23 protein-coding genes are annotated in these 21,116 nt (G+C 33.2%); 20 read left to right on the top strand and 3 right to left on the bottom strand.

Annotated elements, in window-relative coordinates:
- Positions 1 to 152: 152 nt before the first annotated feature.
- Together GMA06_RS05325 and GMA06_RS05320 are read right to left on the bottom strand one after the other, a co-directional pair.
- Positions 153 to 821, bottom strand: coding sequence for an amino acid ABC transporter permease (locus GMA06_RS05325; RefSeq protein ID WP_163561936.1), 669 nt, complete (start codon positions 819 to 821; stop codon positions 153 to 155).
- Positions 822 to 869: 48 nt separating this feature from the next.
- On the bottom strand, positions 870 to 1,751 hold the full coding sequence (locus GMA06_RS05320) for a transporter substrate-binding domain-containing protein (protein ID WP_163545451.1): 882 nt from the start codon (positions 1,749 to 1,751) through the stop codon (positions 870 to 872).
- Positions 1,752 to 1,979: 228 nt separating this feature from the next.
- On the opposite strand from GMA06_RS05320, the gene gorA reads away from it, so the two are divergent.
- From gorA to GMA06_RS05230, 18 genes are all read left to right on the top strand, one after another.
- Positions 1,980 to 3,326, top strand: coding sequence for a glutathione-disulfide reductase (gorA, locus tag GMA06_RS05315; RefSeq protein ID WP_163561935.1), 1,347 nt, complete (start codon positions 1,980 to 1,982; stop codon positions 3,324 to 3,326).
- Between the two features lie 284 nt (positions 3,327 to 3,610).
- Entirely contained in the window at positions 3,611 to 3,784 is a 174-nt protein-coding gene (rpsU, locus tag GMA06_RS05310; protein ID WP_135125629.1) for a 30S ribosomal protein S21, read from the top strand.
- 65 nt (positions 3,785 to 3,849) lie between these two features.
- Positions 3,850 to 4,293 (top strand): GatB/YqeY domain-containing protein, encoded by a 444-nt coding sequence (locus tag GMA06_RS05305; protein ID WP_163561934.1) that lies wholly within the window; start codon positions 3,850 to 3,852, stop codon positions 4,291 to 4,293.
- A 138-nt stretch (positions 4,294 to 4,431) separates the two neighbouring features.
- Positions 4,432 to 5,364 carry a PhoH family protein gene (locus GMA06_RS05300; protein ID WP_163561940.1) on the top strand — a complete coding sequence of 311 codons (933 nt, stop codon included), beginning with the start codon at positions 4,432 to 4,434 and terminating at the stop codon, positions 5,362 to 5,364.
- A gap of 21 nt (positions 5,365 to 5,385) precedes the next feature.
- The gene (locus tag GMA06_RS05295) at positions 5,386 to 7,521 is read left to right on the top strand and encodes an HDIG domain-containing metalloprotein (protein WP_163545454.1); all 2,136 of its coding nucleotides are present in this window, start codon (positions 5,386 to 5,388) and stop codon (positions 7,519 to 7,521) included.
- A gap of 13 nt (positions 7,522 to 7,534) precedes the next feature.
- Complete coding sequence (ybeY, locus tag GMA06_RS05290; protein ID WP_163561933.1) at positions 7,535 to 8,023, top strand: rRNA maturation RNase YbeY; 489 nt, start codon at positions 7,535 to 7,537, stop codon at positions 8,021 to 8,023.
- On the top strand, positions 8,010 to 8,390 hold the full coding sequence (locus GMA06_RS05285; RefSeq protein ID WP_163561932.1) for a diacylglycerol kinase family protein: 381 nt from the start codon (positions 8,010 to 8,012) through the stop codon (positions 8,388 to 8,390). Before ybeY ends, GMA06_RS05285 begins: the two co-directional genes overlap by 14 nt.
- Before the next feature lie 8 nt (positions 8,391 to 8,398).
- Positions 8,399 to 9,307 (top strand): GTPase Era, encoded by a 909-nt coding sequence (gene era, locus GMA06_RS05280; RefSeq protein ID WP_163561931.1) that lies wholly within the window; start codon positions 8,399 to 8,401, stop codon positions 9,305 to 9,307.
- A gap of 26 nt (positions 9,308 to 9,333) precedes the next feature.
- Entirely contained in the window at positions 9,334 to 9,747 is a 414-nt protein-coding gene (locus GMA06_RS05275; RefSeq protein ID WP_163545458.1) for a cell division protein ZapA, read from the top strand.
- A gap of 8 nt (positions 9,748 to 9,755) precedes the next feature.
- A complete protein-coding gene (locus GMA06_RS05270; RefSeq protein ID WP_163545459.1) occupies positions 9,756 to 10,298 on the top strand; it encodes a CvpA family protein in 543 nt (180 codons plus the stop codon).
- A gap of 95 nt (positions 10,299 to 10,393) precedes the next feature.
- Entirely contained in the window at positions 10,394 to 12,757 is a 2,364-nt protein-coding gene (locus GMA06_RS05265) for an endonuclease MutS2 (RefSeq protein WP_163561930.1), read from the top strand.
- Between the two features lie 18 nt (positions 12,758 to 12,775).
- The gene (liaF, locus tag GMA06_RS05260) at positions 12,776 to 13,525 is read left to right on the top strand and encodes a cell wall-active antibiotics response protein LiaF (protein ID WP_163561929.1); all 750 of its coding nucleotides are present in this window, start codon (positions 12,776 to 12,778) and stop codon (positions 13,523 to 13,525) included.
- Positions 13,522 to 14,556 (top strand): sensor histidine kinase, encoded by a 1,035-nt coding sequence (locus GMA06_RS05255; RefSeq protein ID WP_163561928.1) that lies wholly within the window; start codon positions 13,522 to 13,524, stop codon positions 14,554 to 14,556. The genes liaF and GMA06_RS05255 overlap by 4 nt, the downstream gene beginning before the upstream one ends.
- Positions 14,557 to 14,612: 56 nt before the next feature.
- Positions 14,613 to 15,239 (top strand): response regulator transcription factor, encoded by a 627-nt coding sequence (locus tag GMA06_RS05250; protein WP_163561927.1) that lies wholly within the window; start codon positions 14,613 to 14,615, stop codon positions 15,237 to 15,239.
- 2 nt (positions 15,240 to 15,241) lie between these two features.
- Positions 15,242 to 15,541 carry an iron-sulfur cluster biosynthesis protein gene (locus GMA06_RS05245; protein WP_163561926.1) on the top strand — a complete coding sequence of 100 codons (300 nt, stop codon included), beginning with the start codon at positions 15,242 to 15,244 and terminating at the stop codon, positions 15,539 to 15,541.
- Between the two features lie 11 nt (positions 15,542 to 15,552).
- Positions 15,553 to 16,485, top strand: coding sequence for a magnesium transporter CorA family protein (locus tag GMA06_RS05240; protein WP_163545465.1), 933 nt, complete (start codon positions 15,553 to 15,555; stop codon positions 16,483 to 16,485).
- Positions 16,486 to 16,501: 16 nt separating this feature from the next.
- Complete coding sequence (gene pepT / locus GMA06_RS05235) at positions 16,502 to 17,734, top strand: peptidase T (protein ID WP_163545466.1); 1,233 nt, start codon at positions 16,502 to 16,504, stop codon at positions 17,732 to 17,734.
- A 126-nt stretch (positions 17,735 to 17,860) separates the two neighbouring features.
- Positions 17,861 to 18,607 (top strand): amino acid ABC transporter ATP-binding protein, encoded by a 747-nt coding sequence (locus GMA06_RS05230; protein WP_163561939.1) that lies wholly within the window; start codon positions 17,861 to 17,863, stop codon positions 18,605 to 18,607.
- Positions 18,608 to 18,766: 159 nt separating this feature from the next.
- On the opposite strand, the gene GMA06_RS05225 is transcribed toward GMA06_RS05230, so the two are convergent.
- Positions 18,767 to 19,261, bottom strand: coding sequence for an aromatic acid exporter family protein (locus tag GMA06_RS05225; RefSeq protein WP_163545467.1), 495 nt, complete (start codon positions 19,259 to 19,261; stop codon positions 18,767 to 18,769).
- Between the two features lie 186 nt (positions 19,262 to 19,447).
- Between GMA06_RS05225 and GMA06_RS05220 the strand changes: the two genes are divergently transcribed.
- Together GMA06_RS05220 and GMA06_RS08420 are read left to right on the top strand one after the other, a co-directional pair.
- Complete coding sequence (locus tag GMA06_RS05220; protein WP_205422853.1) at positions 19,448 to 20,614, top strand: ABC transporter substrate-binding protein; 1,167 nt, start codon at positions 19,448 to 19,450, stop codon at positions 20,612 to 20,614.
- Between the two features lie 64 nt (positions 20,615 to 20,678).
- On the top strand, positions 20,679 to 21,107 hold the full coding sequence (locus GMA06_RS08420) for a GNAT family N-acetyltransferase (RefSeq protein ID WP_205426244.1): 429 nt from the start codon (positions 20,679 to 20,681) through the stop codon (positions 21,105 to 21,107).
- Positions 21,108 to 21,116 lie beyond the last annotated feature (9 nt).

Below are 21,116 nucleotides of genomic sequence, written 5' to 3'. Positions count from 1 at the left end.
TATTTTAATCATACAACACCATTCTCAGTGGCAGAAAAAGAATGTGAAAAAGGTAGTGAATGGTTAATGCCATTCACTACCAACATACTCACTATTTCTCTCCACCAACACAATTTGACGAAGAGCCTTTAAAGCATCGTTTCAACTCGTTTTTAGTAAATGGAAAATCTTTTTTCTAAATAATTTTGTCCTATGGCGTAACTAGTACAAATTACCCAATAAACTAGTGCTACAACGATATATGCTGTCATATAGTCGGAATTAGCTCCTCCAACAATTTTTGCTTTATTAAAAATATCGGGTACAGTAATCATCGCTGTTAATGACGTACCTTTTACCATATCTAATAAAACATTACTCAAAGACGGCACGCAAATACGTATTGCTTGTGGGACAATGACTTTTTTAAAGATTTGCCATGTATTTAATCCTAATGAATAAGAAGCATCCCATTGTCCTTTATCAATCGACAATAGTGCCGCACGGATAATTTCAGATGTGTAGGCACTCGACATCATTGTAAAAGCAATGATAGAAGCTGTAATGGCATCAAATTGGATTTTCATGAATGGCAAGCCAAAGTAAATGAGAAAAAGTAATACCATCAATGGTGTGCCTCGCATCAATGAAATATGTATGTTTGCGATCCAACGTAAAGGTGTAAAGGTGGACATTTTCATTAAGGCGATTATAAAACCAAAAATATTTGCTAGTAAAAAACTAATAAGCGATAGAGATAAAGTGTAGGGTAGCCCTTCTAAAATGATAGGGAGAGCTTTTTGTGCGAGTTCTACATTAAAAAATGCTTGCCAGTTTATCAATGAAATTCCTCCTGAATAAGTATCCCCACTTAAAAAGTGGGGATATGTTTATTTTGAAACGTCTACTACGGGAAGTGATTTTACATCTTCTGCTTGATGTGTTAAATCTTGACCTGCATAATATTTTTCGGAAATAGCTTTTAAAGAACCGTCTTTTTTCATGGCTTCAATTACTTCGTCTAGTTTTGTTTTTAAAGAAGTATCTTCTTTTGACATAACGATACCTTGCTCTGTTGGATTATATTTTGCATCGCCCATTTTAACTTTAATATCTGGGAATTTTTGTTTTACCCAAGCTACAGCGATTACTTGTGTGTAATAGTCATTTGGAATAAAGTCGGTACGTCCGGTAGACACATCACGTAAGTAAACATCATTTGTTACATTGTCGTAAATAACAGGTTCTGCTCCTAGTTTTTCGGCGATTTTCATATATTGTGTTCCTGCACCACCACCGGCTTTTTTTCCAGTCCAGTCTGTTAAATCAGCTTTTCCGATATTTGATGAGCCGTCTTCTCTAACAATCATGCCACCAACAGAATATTTATAAGGGATTGAAAAATGATATTTTTTTAAACGTTCAGGCGTTGTGTCAAAATTATTGACAGCAATATCCACTTTTTGACTATCAACAGATGTGAAAGCTTCGGCAACACCGATTTCAACAAATTCAATATTGATGTTTAAACGTTTTCCAATTTCTTTTAGCATGTCAATTTCATAACCGACAAGTTCTTTATTGTCATTATAGTAAGAGGTTGGAAAGAGTGTTCCGGGTGTAGCCACTTTTAATACACCGGCTTTTTGGACGCGTTCCCAAACACTTTCTTTGTTAGTTGTTTCTGTTGCTTTTTCATTTGTTTTTTGAGAGCAAGCAGTTAATGTAAAGATAAATAGAAAGCTAAATAATAGCATCAATTTTTTCTTCATAGTTATATCTCCTTTTGATTTGTTGGGGAAATAGTATCATCTTATATAACAGAAGTCAATATAAAAGAAACAGATAAACGTTAATAAATCAACGTTTTCGTGTGTTATAAAACAAAAGAGATTTGTGTTGTATAACAATTTGTCTTATGTTTTTGAGCAAAGTAGTAGGCAATTTATTGTTTTTATGGATAATTAAGGAAGAAGAATAAACAAAGGAGATACATGTTTATGCATAAAGTAGATTATATTGTTATTGGTGGAGGTAGTGGAGGTATCGCTTCTGCAAACCGTGCTGCTATGTATGGTGCAAAAGTTGTTGTGATAGAGCAAAGTCATTTAGGTGGAACATGTGTGAATCTTGGATGTGTACCTAAAAAAATTATGTGGTACGGTGCTCAAGTAGCGGACACATTAAATTTGTATGCTAAAGGATATGGCTTTACAGTTGATAACACATTTCGTTTTGAAACTTTATTAAAAAACAGAGATGCCTACATTGAAAGATCCAGAGCATCTTATACACGCACTTTTGACAAAAATGGGGTCCAAGTTATTGATGGATTAGCAAGTTTTATTGACAATCACACATTAGAAGTGAATGGCGAGTTTTATACAGCACCACATATTTTGATTGCAACGGGAGGTAAACCAAGTGTGCCTGATGTAGAAGGTGTGGAGTTAGGAGAAACATCGGATGATTTCTTTGGTTGGACGACATTGCCTAAGTCGGTTGCTGTTGTGGGTGCGGGGTATATTGCGGTCGAACTAGCAGGTGTGTTAAATAGTTTAGGGGTTAAAGTTGATTTATTAGTTCGAGGAGATAAACCATTACGTTATTTTGATGATATGTTATCGGATACTTTAGTATCTGAAATGGAAAAAAGTGGTGTCGTACTTCATAAACATGCCATTACAAAATCTCTACATAGACGTCTTGACGGTTTATTAACACTAACAACAAGAACAGGGCAAGCGATTGATGTAGAACGTGTGATTTGGGCAACTGGAAGAACGCCAAATACGCATAAATTAGGACTTGAAAATACAGATATTGTTGTAGATGAGTTAGGGTTTATTAAAACAGATGATTATCAAAACACAACTGTTTCTGGTGTGTATTCGGTAGGAGATGTGACAGGTAGACCGGCTTTAACGCCAGTTGCGATTGCTGCAGGTAGACGTTTATCAGAACGATTGTTTAATGGTAAAACAAATGAAAAATTAGATTACCATTTAATTCCAACTGTTATTTTTTCACATCCTGCCATTGGATCGGTTGGTTTAACAGAAAAGCAAGCTATTGATGAATTTGGAAAAGAAGAAATTAAAGTATATACGGCAGAATTTGCTTCTATGTACACGGCTGTGACCGACCATAGACAAGTTGTAAAAATGAAACTTATCACACAAGGTGAACATGAAAAAGTAGTAGGGTTACATGGTATTGGATATGGTGTCGATGAAATGATACAAGGGTTTGCCGTAGCGATGAAAATGGGAGCAACCAAAAAAGATTTTGATAATACCATTGCTATTCATCCTACAGGTTCTGAAGAATTTGTTACAATGAGATAATATGCGTATTAGAATACGAATATGTCGGTTATAGAGCATATAGAAATGAGTATGTAAATATTGATAAATTCTGATAAGATACTCGATGTTTTTGTGGTGGAAATATATTCATAAAAGCAGTCTATTATGGCTTATTGAACAAAAAAATTAGAATTTCTATAAAATAAAACTTGACGTTTTTTAGGAATGTTTAGTATAATATATGGGAACAATTTCTTTACATATTAGATAACTTTATATTTAAAGAATCGTTACACACAGTGTTCGGAGGGAGGGAAGCTATTATGTCAAAAACAGTTGTTCGTAAAAACGAAACGCTTGATGATGCTCTTCGTCGCTTTAAACGTAATGTGTCAAAAACTGGTACTCTACAAGAAGTTCGCAAACGTGAATTCTATGAAAAACCAAGTGTAAGACGTAAGAAAAAATCTGAAGCAGCACGTAAACGTAAGTTCTAATAATAGTGAAAACAGGCTGAGCATCGCTCAGCCTGTTTTGTAAATAAAAGAAAGGGAGTGTGTATATGACACTAATGGAACAATTAAATACAGATATGAAAGAAGCAATGAAAGCCAAAGATAAAGAACGTTTATCTGTCATTCGCATGTTGAAAGCATCTGTACAAAAAGAACAGATTGAAGTAGGTAGAGATTTAACAGATGATGAGGCTTTAACGATATTATCTCGTGAATTAAAACAAAGAAAAGATTCTATTCGTGAATTTGAAAAAGCGGGTCGAACAGACTTGGCAGAAAAAACACAATTTGAAGTTGGCGTTGTGGAACAATATATGCCAGAACAGTTATCAGAAGATGAAGTAAAAGAAGTGTTAAAGGCAATCATTCAAGAAGTTGGTGCAACATCTGCAAGTGATTTTGGAAAAGTCATGGGAAAAGCAATGGCAACATTAAAAGGTCAAGCTGATGGGAATATTGTCAACAAATTAGTGAAAGAGTTATTGCAATAATGATAAAACAGCGGTAAACATCTTGTTTACGGCTGTTTTTATTCATATTTTAAATGATTTATGTTAAAATAAAGAGAAGTATTCTTGAAAGAAGGTATCTTATTGGAACATATTCGTGAAACACTGACAGTGTCAGATATGAATGAGCAAATAGCCTTATTTGGTGTTGAACATAAGTTTGTGGAAATGATTGAAAAGCATTGTGGTGTGGATATTTCTACTAGAGGCGAAGCTATTCATGTTTCAGGAGAACAACAATCTGTTGAACAAGTAATTTCATTACTTGAAAAATTATTATGGCTGATTAGAAAAGGAATGCATTTATCTGAAGCAGATGTTGTGACAGGATTAAAATTATTAGATAGACAAAGATTAGACGCATTTGAACAGTTGTATAGCGATGAAGTCGGAAAAACAACAAAGGGAGATATTATTCGTGCTAAAAATTTTGGGCAAAGACAATATGTTCGTTCGATTAAAAAATACGATATTGTTTTTGGGATTGGACCAGCAGGAACTGGTAAAACATTTTTAGCAGTTGTTTTGGCAATTAACGCTTTAAAAAATGGAGATGTGAAAAAAATTATTTTAACAAGACCTGCCGTAGAAGCTGGAGAAAATCTGGGATTTCTACCTGGAGATTTGAAAGAGAAAGTTGATCCTTATTTAAGACCTGTGTATGATGCGTTATATCAAGTGTTAGGTATGGAGCAAACCACACGTTTAATGGATAGAGGTGTAATTGAAATAGCGCCTTTGGCTTATATGAGAGGACGAACACTAGAAGATTCATTTGTTATTTTAGATGAAGCGCAAAATACAACGATTGCGCAAATGAAGATGTTCTTAACTCGTTTAGGTTTTGGATCAAAAATGATTGTAAATGGAGATATTAGCCAAATAGATTTGGGCAAAGGTGTTAAAAGTGGATTGATTGATGCACAAGAAAAATTAGCGAGTGTGAAAGATATACGCTTTGTGACATTTGATCAACATGATGTGGTGCGTCATCCTTTAGTAGCAAGTATTATTCAAGCGTATGGCACTCAAAATCAAAAGAAAGAAGAGTAGTGTATGAGGAGGGATAATTCGGTGTTCAAAAAATTTATTCGACAATTTGATGAAAAATTAGGTAGTTTTTATGTGCCCTTTGTGTTATTAGTGACGACAGCTATTTTGCTTTTGATGAGTTATCCAATCGTTAAACCTACAGAAACAGCCATTACATTAAATTCGGTTGCGACACAAACTATTCGGGCAAACAAAACCATTGAAGATATAGAAGCAACTGATAAAGCAAAAGCAGCCGTTGCGAAAAATGTGCAAGATATTTATGAAAATGATGAAACGATTGCTGTTAAAAAATTAGGAGAAGTGACTAAGTTTTTTGAAATTATTACAAATTTCAGAAAAGAATTAGCACAATCAGCAGATGCAACCATTCCGATTGCACAAAAAACAGCAGATATTATTTCGCGATTTTTTACAAGTTTAAATGATGAAAACAAAATCATTCATAATTACGCATACGGTTTTTCAGAGGCACTAATCAAAAAATTATTAGTAGCTTCAGAAACAGATTATAAAACGTATGAAACATTGACAAAAAAAGTCGTTGAACAGATTTTAAAAGAAGATATTTATCCGACGGATATTGCCAAATCACAATCTCAAGCAAATGCGCAAATATTGACATTAACGTATTTTGACGATGTACGTGAAACAGTGACAGAATTAGTAAGACCAGCGATTGTCGCAACAATGGTTGTGAATAAGGAAGCAACAATTTTAGAAGGTGAACGTGCTAAAGCAGGGGTTTTACCTGTTATGATTACACAAGGTGAAGTAATTGTACGTGAAGGCGAAGCCATTGGAGCAACAGCTTATCGAAAACTAACACTATTGGGCATGACAAATAATACTTATAACAATCAATTATTGATTGGTTGTTCGATTGTATTAGTGATGCAGTTTTCTTTAGTGTGGTACTTCATTTGTAAACAAGCAAAAACAAATACGAAAAGACATCTATATGTGAATATGTACGCGACACTTATGGTAATGCTAACTGGACTTGTGCTAGTAGCCAATTTAGTGCAAAAATCTGGATTAGAATATTTTTCACTTATTGTTCCAATTGGTGTGATTCCATTGTTTTTAATTCCTAAGGCAAAACGTCGTTTGGCAATTTTGTGTGTAAGCTTCCTAGTGACACTGTGTTTCTTCTTAGGAGATGGAGGCAATACCATTCAAACACAGCTTGTTTGGAAATTTTATGCACTCATTGCAATGTTTTCAACGGTTGTCGTTTCTGGCAAACGTAAAAAACCATTATTACAACACTTTATTGTGTTACTTATTTTGAATGTTGGTTTTATTATTGCATTAGCATTCTTCCATGATATTGCGATTACATCAAATACATTCATTCAAATGATGCTATACAGTATTTTAAATGCGATTTTAACAATTGGTATTTTGCGTATTGGGCAGCCGTATTTTGATATTTTATTTGAAGATAAAGCTGTGTTACGCATGTTGGAATTATCCAATCCGAATCAGCCGATGTTAAAAGAATTGATTGCTAAAGCACCGGGAACATATCATCATAGTATTATGGTGGCGAACTTAAGTGCCAATGCTGTTGAGTTGATTGGTGGAGATTCCTTATTTACAAGGGTGGCATGTTATTATCATGATGTTGGTAAATTGAAAAAGCCAATGTTTTTCGTGGAAAACTTGCCAAGTGGTATGGAAAATCCGCATAAATTATTAACACCTCAAGAAAGCCGTGATATTATTTTTGAACATGTTACAGCCGGTGTAGAGATGTTGAAAGAAGCTGGTATGCCACAAAGTATCATTGATATTTGTGCACAACATCATGGTACAACAATCATGAAATATTTTTATGTGACTGCTAAAGAAGATGATGATACTGTTGATGAAAAAGATTTTCGTTATCCAGGGCCAAGACCGACAACAAAAGAAGCTGCGGTGATTAGTATTGCTGATACAGTTGAAGCAGCGGCAAGATCAATGAAAAATCCTAGCTTTGAAGCAATTCGTGATTTGGTCAAAGGAACGATACAATCAAGAATAACAGATGGACAATTTGATGATTGCCCAATTACAATGAAAGAATTAAAAATTGTAGAAGATTCACTTATTACTGGGTTATCAAGCAGCTATCATACAAGAGTTGAATACCCAAAATTAAAAAAATAGAGAGGATAATATAATGAACATTGATTTGATTGATGAAACCAATCAGGTTTCTTCGGAGCATGCAGATTTAGTTGAGGAGATTATCGTTTTTACAAGTGAGTATTTATCTTTACCTGAACAAGTAGAATGCTCAGTGACATTTGTGGATAATAAACGTATTCAAGAAATAAATAAAGAGTATAGAGGTAAAGACATGCCTACGGATGTCATTAGCTTTGCGTTAGATGATGAGGTAGATGGAGAAGTAGCCATTGATTTAGAAAAAATTGATAGTATGTTTCCACATCACATTGGAGATATTATTATTTCCATTGATAGAGCTAGAGAACAAGCGCAAGAATTAGGACATTCCTTTGAAAGAGAATTAGGCTTTTTGGCATTACACGGCTTTTTACACTTGAATGGTTATGATCACATGACACCAGAAGAAGAAGTTGAAATGTTCAGTTTACAAAAGGAAATTTTGAAAACGTACGGATTAGGTCGTGATGGGCGTGCATAAGCAAACGACAAAAAATAAACATTTTTTACAGTCATTATATCATGCTTTACACGGTGTTAAAACGGCGTTTAAAGAAGAAAAAAATATGCAAAAGCACGTCATTACAGCGTGCTTTGTTATTACTTTAGGATTTTTATTACAATGTAATATATCAGAGTGGTTATGGTTAATACATTGTATTGTACTCGTATTGATTTTAGAACTTTTAAATACAGTAGCTGAAACATTAGTAGATGTTTTAACAGAAGGTAAGTATTATGAATGGGCAAAAAAAGTAAAAGATGTTGCGGCAGGAGCAGTGCTTATTGCATCTGTTTATGCGGCAATTGTAGGTATTATGATTTTTTTACCTAAATTATTAACATAGGAGAGTATATGAAAGAAAAGCAGTTTAAATCAGGATTTGTGGCGATTGTTGGTAGACCAAATGTCGGGAAATCGACACTATTAAATCGTATTATTGGTCAAAAAATTGCCATTATGAGTGATAAAGCACAAACAACACGAAATAAAATTCAAGGTGTTTATACAGATAAAGAAAGTCAAATTATTTTTATGGATACGCCGGGTATTCATAAACCTAAACATGCTTTAGGTGAATTTATGATTGATGCTGCATATAGTGCTTTAAAAGAAGTTGAAGTTGTTCTTTTTTTAGTTAATGCAAGTGAACCCATTGGACGAGGTGATAAATATATTATTGAGCGTCTAAAACAAGTAAAAGCACCTGTTTATTTGTTAATCAATAAAATTGATTTAGTACATCCAGACGCTTTACTTGATATTATTGATACCTATAAATCGGAAATGGATTTTGCACAAATTATTCCAATTTCTGCATTGCAAGGTAATAACGTGCCTGAAATGATAGAGATTTTGAAAAATCACTTGCCAGAGGGACCGCAATATTATCCAGCTGATCAAGTAACGGATCACCCAGAATATTTTGTAGTTGCTGAATTTATTCGAGAAAAAGTGTTACAATTAACAAAAGAAGAAATACCACATTCTGTTGCTGTTGTGGTAGATCAAATGCAACGGAATGAACAAGGTAAAATTCATGTTTATGCAACTATCATTGTAGAACGCTCTAGTCAAAAAGGAATTATTATTGGAAAAGGCGGACGATTATTAAAAGAAATTGGAACACGAGCAAGACGAGATATTGAAGCTTTACTAAATGATAAAATTTACTTAGAATTATGGGTAAAAGTACAAAAAGACTGGCGTGACAAACAAAGTTATTTGAATGATTACGGTTATAAACAAAAAGATTATAAATAACAGACGTTATGGAAGGTGGCGAAAAAATGGACACAGGCAAAAGACGTTATAAAGCTGTGATAAATGGTGAAACATACATTATTGTTGGAAATAAATCTGATGAGCATTTAAAAGTAGCCACACAGCTTGTAGATGAACAGCTAACCTTATTAAAACAAAAATCCCCTAAATTATCTAAAGTGGATTGTGCTGTTTTATTAGCACTGAATACTGTATCGAAGCAATTATCTCAAGAACAAGAGATTATTCGTTTACAACGAAAAATTGCTCAATTAGAATCAAAAATTAAAACATTAGAAGATCCAGAACAGCTGCTTATCAGAGGGGTACACACATTCGACCAAGATGTGAATGTATCTGTTGAAAAAAAAGAGCATATGTTAGTGGAACAGTCACTTTTTTCTGATGATGACTATGTTCCAGCAATTAGAAAGAAATGAGGAATGATATGGTAAATATTGTAATTTTACTAGTATTGGCAATTGGTGTTTATTCAGGAGCAAGACGGGGACTTATTTTACAAGCTGTTCATATGGCAGGATATGTTGTCACATTGCTCATTGCAAGTACATTTTATAGTAGTTTGTCGAAAACATTAGAAATGATTGTACCATACCCTTCAGATACTACAGCAAGTGCATTTTCATTATATAATTTATTGAAAAATGTTCAATTTGACAAAACATTTTATAATGCACTAGCTTATGTTGTTATTTTATTTATAGGGTGGGTTATTACACGTATTGTTGCTGCTACTTTAAATAAATTAAGTCGAATTATTGTGATTAAACAGTTGAATACTTTAGGCGGTGCCATTCTAGGTTTTGTATGTAACTGGATAGGTTTATATTTTCTGTTTACTTTATTATCTGTTGTGCCGATTCAAAGCATTCAAGATGTCTTTAGCGGAACATCATTTGCGACATTTATTGTACAACACACACCAATCATTTCAGATATTATTATGAAAACGTGGTTAGCGTATGTATAAGGAGGTTTTTATAACCTCCTTTTTGAGTAAATATAGGATTTATGATAAAATACTCTTGATATTTTTTTATTGTAAAAGTAGGTGAGATAGATAAAATGGATACAAAAACATTAAAAAAGCTAGAATTTGATAAAGTATTACAACAATTAGCTAGTTTTACATCAAGTGAATTAGGGAAACAAAAAGTATTTGCTCTACACCCCTTTTCAAATAGAGAGCAAGTTATGAAACATTTAGAAGATACTGATGATGCTGTGTTATTATTGCGCTTAAAAGGAGGTATTCCTTCTCCAATCTTAAAAGATATTACGCCACATGTGAAACGATTGGAAATAGGTGCTACATTAAATGCCAAAGAAATAGCAGACATTGGACGTGTTTTAACAACAGCAAAAGAAGTCGAACGATTTTTTGTTCAAGTAGAAGAAGCAGACATCGTTTTAAAAAGAGTACATCATTTAGCAAAAGAATTAGTAGTCTTACCTCATGTTGTTTCTCGTATTAAAGAAGCTGTTTCAGATGACGGAGAAGTATTGGATACTGCAAGCCCAGAACTAAGACGTATTCGTACATCACAAAAACGAGCAGAACAACAAGTGAAGGAAGCTCTTGAAAATATTTTAAGACAAAAACAAAGCCAATTAACAGATGCTGTTATTACTATACGTAACGACCGGTATGTTTTACCCGTAAAACAAGAATTTAAACATACATTTGGTGGGTCGATTCAAGATCAAAGTGCATCGGGGCAAACAGTATTTATTGAGCCAACACAAGTACAAGATTTAAATAATAAAAGACATGCTCTACAAGTAGAAGAAAGACAAGAAATTGAAAGAATTTTATGGGAAATTGTTTCTTTATTAGTCCCACATATTTCGGATATTTATATCAATCATCAAATTTTAGCAGAATTAGATTTTATTAACGCAAAAGCCTTATATGCGAAACAACTTCGTGCTATGAATGTAGATGTTAGTGATGAAAATGAAGTTGCATTGTATGGGGCAAGACATCCATTAATTGATGCAAAATTGGTGGTTAAAAATGATGTTTTACTTGGTGGAGAGTATCAATGTATTGTGATTACTGGACCAAATACGGGCGGTAAAACAATTTTGTTAAAAACGGTGGGTTTATTACAAGTAATGGCACAATCTGGATTACACATCCCAGTGGATGAAGGTAGTCAAATTGCTGTTTTTGAAAATGTTTTTGCCGATATTGGTGATGAGCAGTCTATCGAACAAAGCTTGAGTACATTTTCATCTCATATGACAAATATTATTTCTATTTTACAAGGAATTACTCATAAAAGTTTGGTACTATTTGATGAATTAGGTGCGGGGACAGACCCTCAAGAAGGGGCAAGTTTAGCCATTGCTATATTGGATCATATTGGTACAGTTGGTTCTTATGTTATTGCAACAACACATTATCCAGAGTTGAAAATGTATGGATACAATCGTTCGGGGACCATCAATGCTAGTATGGAATTTGATACGGAAACATTAGCACCAACATATAAATTTCTATTAGGTATTCCGGGACGTAGTAATGCATTTGATATTTCAAAACGTCTAGGGCTAAATGAACATATTATACAAGAAGCACGAGGGTTGATTGATGAAGAAACACAATCCTTAAATGAAATGATTAGTGCTTTAGAAACGATGCGACAAGATATTGCTAAAGAAAAAGAGCAAGTTGAAAAAGACTTGAAACAAGCAAAAGCAATGCTAGCAGAAGTAGAAGAACAAAAACGTCAATTCGAAGAAGAAAAAGATACTTTAGAAGAACGTGCGAAAAAAGAAGCAAATGCGATTGTTGAATCAGCATCTCAAGAAGCAGAAAGTATCATTTCAGATATTCGTCGTATGCAACTCGAACAAGGGAAAGCGGTTATTAAAGAACATGAATTTATTGCTAAGAAAACGGCTTTATCACAACTGAAGCATGAAGAGAGTTTGAAGAAAAATAAAGTTTTACAAAAAGCAAAACGACAAAAAAACTTGAAAGTTGGCGATTCCGTAGAAGTAATGTCTTATGGACAAAGAGGTATCTTGAACCAAAAAGTCAATGAAACAGAATGGGTCGTTCAAATGGGTATGCTTAAAATGAAAGTACCTGTTCATGATATTCGCTTGATTGATTCAGAAAATCCAAAACAGAAAAAATATATTCCAACCTTGAAAGGTGGGCGTGCAACTAAAGTAACGAGTCAACTTGATTTGAGAGGACAACGTTATGACAATGCGCTTGTTGAATTAGACAGATATTTAGACGCAGCAATATTATCTGGATATCCACAAGTGACAATTATTCATGGTAGAGGAACAGGAGCCATTCGAGAAGGCGTGACAAAACATTTGAAACAGCATAGAGGCGTTTTAAGTTTTGAATTTGCGCCGATTAACCAAGGTGGAAATGGTGCGACGATTGTGAAATTTAAAAATTGATGGAGTGTGAAACATAATATGAAGCACAAAACAGCAAAACAATCTTTAATCATAGCAGGTATTCTATTATTTGTAGTTATCGTTTTGAGTGTGATGCTCCTATTTACGATTGTAAAAACAGTCGATATTCTGACAGTGACATTGATTTTAATTACAACAGGTTTAGGTATTGCTTTTTTTAAATACATTATTGGCAAATTGACACTAGGTGTTTCATTAGCATTGTTTTTTGTGTTTTTTTTATTGAATCCGATATTTTTTGCTATTTTAATACTCATTGTGGCTATTTCCTTTTTTGTGTGGAAAGGCATTGTTGATATTATTGTGACAAGATTTCATCAATTCGATAGAAAAATGGTATTGCACGTAAAAGATAAAGACATTCAAAAATATGGACGTGTCCAAAAACGAAATTGGTGGACAAACGAAAATCGTTTAACACAAACGTATGAATGGGATGATATACATTTGGTGACATGGTTTGGAGATACGATGATTGATTTGGGTAACACCTATTTATTAGAAAATAATGCAAATATTATTGTCATTCATAAAGGAGCGGGTGATGTTTGTATTGTTGTTCCTGTTGAGATAGGGGTTGTTTTGAATCATAGTACCTTAAAAGGAAATGTATTGTTTGAGAATGAAGAGTATTATTTAACAAATGAGCAATTAACGGTGTATTCTGAAAATTATACCTCTGCTTTAAGAACAGTTAAAATTGTGACAACTGTTTATTTAGGAAATCTTGAGGTGATTCGTGTATGATGAAACAGTTCCGATGGTTAAATATTTTCCTCATTATTTTAAGTATTATGACATTAACATGTGCATTAACCATTTTTGCTTTAAAACAATATGTTCGTTTTTTAGAGCTATTGACATATCGTGTGTATAAAGTACCTTTTTATATTTATTTAGGTGGTATTTTACTTTTTTTGAGTATGATTTTAGCAAGTTTTTTATACTATGGATTAAAATATAGTCAAAGAGGATTGGTTCAAAAATTACATTGGCTAGTGGTAGGTAACTATCACCACGCTATTTTTTCAGAAAGTCATCAAAAAAGAGGGATGATTGCGACGTATTCGAATGTGTTAGATGAACAAATAAATACATTGGCACATAAAATGCAAATGTTATCTGAAAATATGAAAATTTGGACAGATACACATACACCTATTAGTGAAGAAGAACGTTCAACAATATTAGAAGAAGAAAGACATCGTATTGCAAGAGAATTACACGATTCAGTAAGTCAGCAACTATTTGCAGCGATGATGATGCTATCTGCTGTTAACCAATTAACAAAGGATCAATCAGATGCTTTGAAAAATCAATTAAATATGATTGAATATACCATAAATGAGGCACAAAAAGAAATGCGTGCACTTTTATTACATCTACGGCCAGTGAAATTAGGAGATAAGTCACTTTCACAAGGGGTTATGTATTTATTAGAAGAATTAGATTCAAAAATGAATATTACTATTGTCTCAGATATTCAATCTGTTCACGTGTCTACTTTAGTCGAGGATCACCTGTTTCGTATTGTTCAAGAATTATTATCGAATGTATTAAGACATGCCAAAGCAACAACTTTGGAAGTGTATTTATACGAAAACAAACAGCATATACATTTGCGTGTTGTTGATAATGGTGTGGGGTTTGATACGAATACATTGAAAATGAGTAGCTATGGTTTATCGAATATTAAAGAGCGTATTGCAGGCTTGGGTGGAACGGTTAAAATTGTAAGTGTGAAAAATCAAGGGACGGTTATTGATATAAAAATATAATTGATAAAATAGAGTAATCAGTGTATGATAAATTTTATAAGATGAGGGGTGTTTCGATGATTAGCGTATTATTAGTAGACGATCATGAAATGGTTCGATTAGGTGTGTCGGCATATTTGTCTATACAGGAGGATATTTCTGTTATTGGTCAAGCAAGTAATGGAAAAGAGGGCGTAGAAAAAGCATTGGCACTAAAACCGGACGTGATTTTAATGGATTTGGTGATGGAAGAAATGGATGGCATTGAAGCTACTCAGTGTATTTTATCACAGTGGCCAGAAGCTAAAATTATTATCGTCACAAGTTTTTTGGATGATGAAAAAGTATTTCCAGCTTTAAAATCAGGAGCTAGAGGCTATTTATTGAAAACATCAATGGCACAAGATATTTCTGATGCGATTTACAAAGTATATGCCGGTGAACAAGTTTTAGGAAAACAAATTATTGAGAAAATTCAACAACAAGCACCGCATGAAAAAGAATTACATGAAGATTTAACATTAAGAGAAAACGAAGTGTTATTGTTGATTGCTCAAGGTTATTCAAATCAAGAGATTGCAGAGAAATTATTTATTACATTAAAAACGGTAAAAACACATGTGTCTAATGTTTTATCAAAATTGGAAGTAGAAGATAGAACACAAGCAACCATTTATGCGTTTAAGAAAGGATTGGTAAAATAGTGATGAATATTATTGTAAAACCAAAAGCTCAACAGTGGTATGAACGTGAAATGGGCATTTCAAAAGGGAGAGGCGTTCGTTTTTTTGGACAAGTATATGGATGTAGTCCAATACATGAAAGTTTTTCTTTGGCACTTGAAGTGAATGAACCAAGTAGGCCTTATGCTGTCACTATTTTAAATGATATTCCATATTTTATTGAATCTGGAGATGAATGGTTCTTTGATGGCTATGATTTTATTGTCGATTATGATGATAGATTAGATGAACCAAAATATATTTATGAAAAACGAGCTATGTAGGAGTGAATCATGTGATTACTAGAACATTATTGGAGACAAAAGCAGAAACAGTTGAATGGATTAACATAAAAAGTTTATCTATTGAAGATAAGCAAATTTTAAACGAGCAGGACGATTTATCGAATGAGTTTTTAGAGTATGCAACCGATATTGATGAAAGTGCTCGTGTGGAGGAAGACGATGAAAACCATGCTCGACTGTTAAGTTTTGACGTGCCATTTTTTGATTCTGATTCTAAAAGCTATACAACAAGACCACTTATTTTTATTATGAAAGACAATAAAGTGTATACGTTCATGAATGAAGATAAAGATTATTCACAAATCAATCATTTGTTAAAACGTTCGTTTGAGTTAGTGGAATACGACAGTTTATACCATATGATTTTTTCGGTTGTGTATAATTTTTCACTTCTATACCATGAAAAATTACGTATTTTACATAAAGAATGGGACAATATTGAAAAATCATTTAGAAAAAATGCAAGTAATAGTGAAATCTACCGCTTGCTAAATGTCGAAAAAGGACTTGTGTATTTATCAACCTCTTTAAAAGCAAATAAAATTGCTTTAAACACATTGCGTCGTCGATGGGGCTATGGTCCTGTTCAATTTTCAGATAGAGAATCTGAAAAATTAGAGGATGTTCTCGTTGAGATTATGCAGGCGATTGAAGTGTCTGAAATTAATATTATTTTAGTAGAAAAAGAAAAACAATCTTATTCAACCATTATCGACAATAATATGAATACAACAATGAAAGCATTGACGATTTGGACGGTTTTACTAACCGTACCAGAAATTGTTTTTGGGTTTTATGGTATGAATACAAAAACATTACCTCTAGCAGATTCATCACTTAGTTGGCTCATCACGATTTTAATTTCTATTGGGTTCTGTTTTGTTTTATGGCATGTGTTTAAAAAAATGAAAATGTTAAAATAAATAAGAGGTGATTGAAATGTATCCTAATTTACTAGAGCGTTTTATTCGCTATTGTCGTATAAACACACGTTCTGATGCGAAAAGTACGAGTGTCCCAACAACACAAGTGCAAGTTGATTTTTTAATGCTATTAAAAAAAGATTTAGAAGATATGGGTTTAGACGATATTTTTTATAATGAAAAAAATGGTTTTTTAACAGCTACTTATAAAGGGAATGTTCCTCATGCTAAAACGATTGGGTTTATTGCCCATGTGGATACAGCGGATTTTAATTCAGAAAATGTACAACCACGTATTCATGAACATTATACAGGTTCAGATATTGTATTAGATGAAGAAGGTCAATATATTTTATCTGTGGAAGAATTTCCAAACTTAAAAAATTATATTGGTGAAACATTGATTACGACAAGTGGGGATACACTTCTTGGTGCAGATGATAAAGCAGGTATCGTTGAAATTTTATCAGCAATCGAATTTTTACAAAAAAATCCACATATTCAACATGGGGATGTGCGCATTGCTTTTGGTCCTGATGAAGAAATTGGTAGAGGGGCCGACTTATTTGATGTGGAGCAATTCCATGCGGACTTTGCTTACACAATGGATAGTGGCACAGTTGGGCGTATGGAATATGAAACGTTTAATGCGGCACAAGCAACTATTCGCATTAAAGGAACTAGTGTACATCCTGGAACAGCAAAAGATAGAATGGTAAATGCTATGAAAGTAGCAATGGAGATTGATGGAAAATTACCACAAAAAGAAGTGCCTGAGAAAACAAGTGGCTATGAGGGATTTTATTTACTGCACAATATGACAGGGACGATTGACGAAGCAGAAATGGTGTATATCATTCGAGATCATGATAAAGAATTGTTTGAGCAACGTAAACAAAACATCATTGATATTGTGAAAGAAGTCAATGCGTCTTATGACCAAGAACGTGTGTTCATAGAAGTTTTTGATCAATATTACAACATGAAAGACATTATTGAAAAAGATATGTCGATTGTTGAGTTAGCAAAACAAGCAATGTTAGACTTAGGCATTGAACCGATTATTGAACCATTTAGAGGTGGAACAGACGGTTCAAAAATTTCTTATTTAGGATTACCAACACCAAATCTATTTGTTGGTGGTGAAAATTTCCATGGACGTTATGAATTTATTACATTAGAAAGTATGGAAAAAGCGACGTCACTCATTGTAAAAATATTAAACTTAAACACGCAAATCACTGAGTAGCGATTTGCGTGTTATATTTTATAACATGTAAAGAGATGTTCTTTTTGAGTTATCCGATAAATCAAGTATAATAGAAACAGTGATACTAGATTTCTAGTAAAAACTTACCGGAGGATGTTAAAAATGATGACAAAAAGAAGTGATTTAGTAAAAGTTTCTGTTCAAAATTTAAAAAAGAATTATGGGAAATTAGAAGTATTAAAAGATGTAAATATGACGGTTACTGAAGGGGAAGTTGTATGTATCATTGGTCCATCTGGTTCTGGAAAAAGTACATTTTTACGTTGTTTAAATAAATTAGAAGATATTACAGATGGACATGTTATTGTGAATAATCAAGATTTAGTTGACCCTAAAGTAAATATCAATAAAGTTCGTGAAAATATTGGTATGGTGTTCCAACATTTTAATTTATTTCCACATTTAACTGTTATGGAAAATATTACTATGGCACCAGTTGAGTTGAAAAAAGAGGATAAAGAAACGGCAGAAAAAGAAGCTATTAAATTACTAGATATGGTTGGACTAGCAGACAAAGCAAATGTATATCCAAAATCATTATCGGGCGGACAAAAACAACGTGTTGCCATTGCTCGAGCTTTAGCGATGAAACCAGAAATTTTATTGTTTGATGAACCGACATCGGCACTTGATCCAGAAATGGTTGGAGATGTTCTAGAAGCGATGAAACAATTAGCCAAAGATGGTATGACGATGATTATTGTGACACATGAAATGGGATTTGCACGTGAAGTGTCGGATAGAGTAATATTTATGGATGGTGGCTATATTGTTGAAGAGGGAACGCCAGAAGAAGTATTTGGTAATCCTCAACATAATCGTACAAAAGATTTTTTAAATAAAGTATTGTAAAGAGTGAAAAATCTCTATAATAAATTGTGTTGGTAGATTTTTCTACCAACACAATTTTTATATAAACGTAAAAGAGAAAAGGCGTATAAAGCCAATGTTTTAAATAATAAAAATTTGTCACTAATATTGGAAAATGTTAGTGACAAATTTGTTTATATATCATTTTGTATGAGAGGTATATACTTTTTTTGAAGGAAGTAGCCAGTCAATCACAACAGCGACGGTTGCCCCCATTGTGACGTCTAATAATCGAAACATCGCATAACCAATACTTTCTGTATAAGGTGTGTTAAAACAAATGATTAAGAATGTAGACATGGCTGTAATAATACCTTCGGGGTGTTTTGCTAGATTACAAATAACAATGACTAAAATAGCTCCTGAAAAAGCAACAAAAGCATCAACGAATACAGAACGTATAAATATTTGTTGGATAACAATAGAAAGCATCGAAACGATAACGCCCACAAAAGTACCAAATAGACGATGTTTGCTAAAATGTAGGCTAGATGTTGGGTCTGTACGTAAACAATATACTGCTGCAAGACAAGCAAGAACAGGGTTATCTCTTTTGACAAGCCAACAAATAATGACACAAAGTGCTACTGAAATAGCCGTTTTAAGTGTTCTTAATCCGATTTTAAAATGATGCATAGTCTGAAAAACTCCCTTATAATCAAACAAATTTATGTTTACTATATATGATTTAAATGTATAAATCAACCAGATGAAAAGAATATGAGAAAAACTTGTTCTTTTTTAACAAAAAGTATTGACAGAATTGTCAGAATATTCTATAATCTCTACCTATAATAACTATTTTTATTAAAGGAGAAATTTATGAATAAGAAATTATTAAGCATGTTAACTGTTGCAACATTAGCATTAGGTGCGTGTTCGACAGCTTCAAATAAAGCAACAACAAATACAGCAAATACAGAAACAGTTAAATTAGGTGCCAACTTTGAATTATCTGGAGCAGTAGCAGCTTATGGGACACCAATGTTAGATGCAATGAACTTAGCTGTTGAAGAAACAAATGCAAGTGGTGGTGTTTTAGGTAAAAAAATTGAAGTCGTTAAATTAGACAATAAATCAGATTCAACAGAATCTGCAAGTGTCGCAACAAAATTAGCGACGGAAGAACAAGTTGTAGGAATTGTAGGACCTGCAACAACTGGAGATGCGAATGCACAAACGCCAGTTATTACAAAAGCAAAAACACCAGTTGTATTACCGGCAGCAACAGGAGATAATGTAACAGTAGATCACTCAGGAAAAGTATTAGATTACGTTTATCGTGTTGCTTATAGTGATTCATTCCAAGGAAAAGCATTGGCACAATTTGCAAATGACACATTAAACTCTAAAAAAGTTGTCTTATTAAAAGACTCATCTTCTGACTATGCAAAAGGTTTGTCAGAATCATTCCAATCTGCATACACAGGAGAAGTAGTTGCAACAGAAAGTTTTGCCTCAAAAGAAACAGACTTTAACGCTGTTTTAACAAAAATAAAAGATACAGGATTAGATACTTTAGTTATTGCTGGATATTATGAAGAAGCTGGTTTAATTATTAAACAAGCTCGTGAAATGGGTATTACAGCGACAATCTTAGGTGGAGATGGATTTGCAAGTAGTAAATTAACAGAATTAGCAGGAAAAGAAAATGTTAATAAAGTATACTATACAAACCATTTCACAACATTATCAACAGACGAAAAAGTTCAAAAATTCTTAAAAGCATATAAAGAAAAATATGGTAAAGAAGCAGATGCGTTTGCAGCGTTAGCGTATGATGCAGCAGGTGTTTTATTAAAAGCTATTGAAAAAGCAGGCTCAACAGATCGTGCCAAAGTAACAGAAGCATTAGGTCAAACAAAAGACTATGAAGGTGTTACTGGTAAATTTAGTATTGATGATAAACATAATACAGTAAAATCAACGTATGTCATTGAATTAGAAAACGGTCAAGAGAAAGGTTATACAGTTGTAGAACCTAAATAATGTAAAGGTGTATAGGATAGTATCGCTAGGTACTATCCTATGCTTGATTATTGGAGGAGATAGTATGTTTTATTGGACACAAGATATAAATAGCCTGATATACCAACATGGCTTAACGATTCGACAAGATGTGTTTATTAAAGAACAACAAGTACCCGAAGAATTAGAGATTGATGAATATGAATCACTTTGTCACTACGTTGTTTTGTATAAAGATGATCAACCAGTTGCAACGGCACGTTTACTTCCAAAAACGGATGTATTGGCAAAAGTTCAACGTGTTGCGGTTGTTAAAACGGCAAGAGGTGCACATCTAGGAGAAAAGCTAATGCTTGAAGTAGAACGCTATGCAAAAATATTAGGTTTTCGTACATTAACACTTGGTGCACAAGTACATGCCATTCCATTTTATGAAAAATTAGGTTATGTCATTGATAGTGATGAATATGATGATGCAGGTATTATGCATAAAGATATGAAGAAAATACTATAAGAGGAGGAT

The sequence above is a fragment of the Granulicatella sp. zg-84 genome, assembly GCF_010892375.1.
Taxonomy (GTDB): domain Bacteria; phylum Bacillota; class Bacilli; order Lactobacillales; family Aerococcaceae; genus WM01.
The sequence above is the reverse complement of the archived record's forward strand: the minus strand, read 5'-3'. Positions and strand labels throughout refer to the sequence as shown.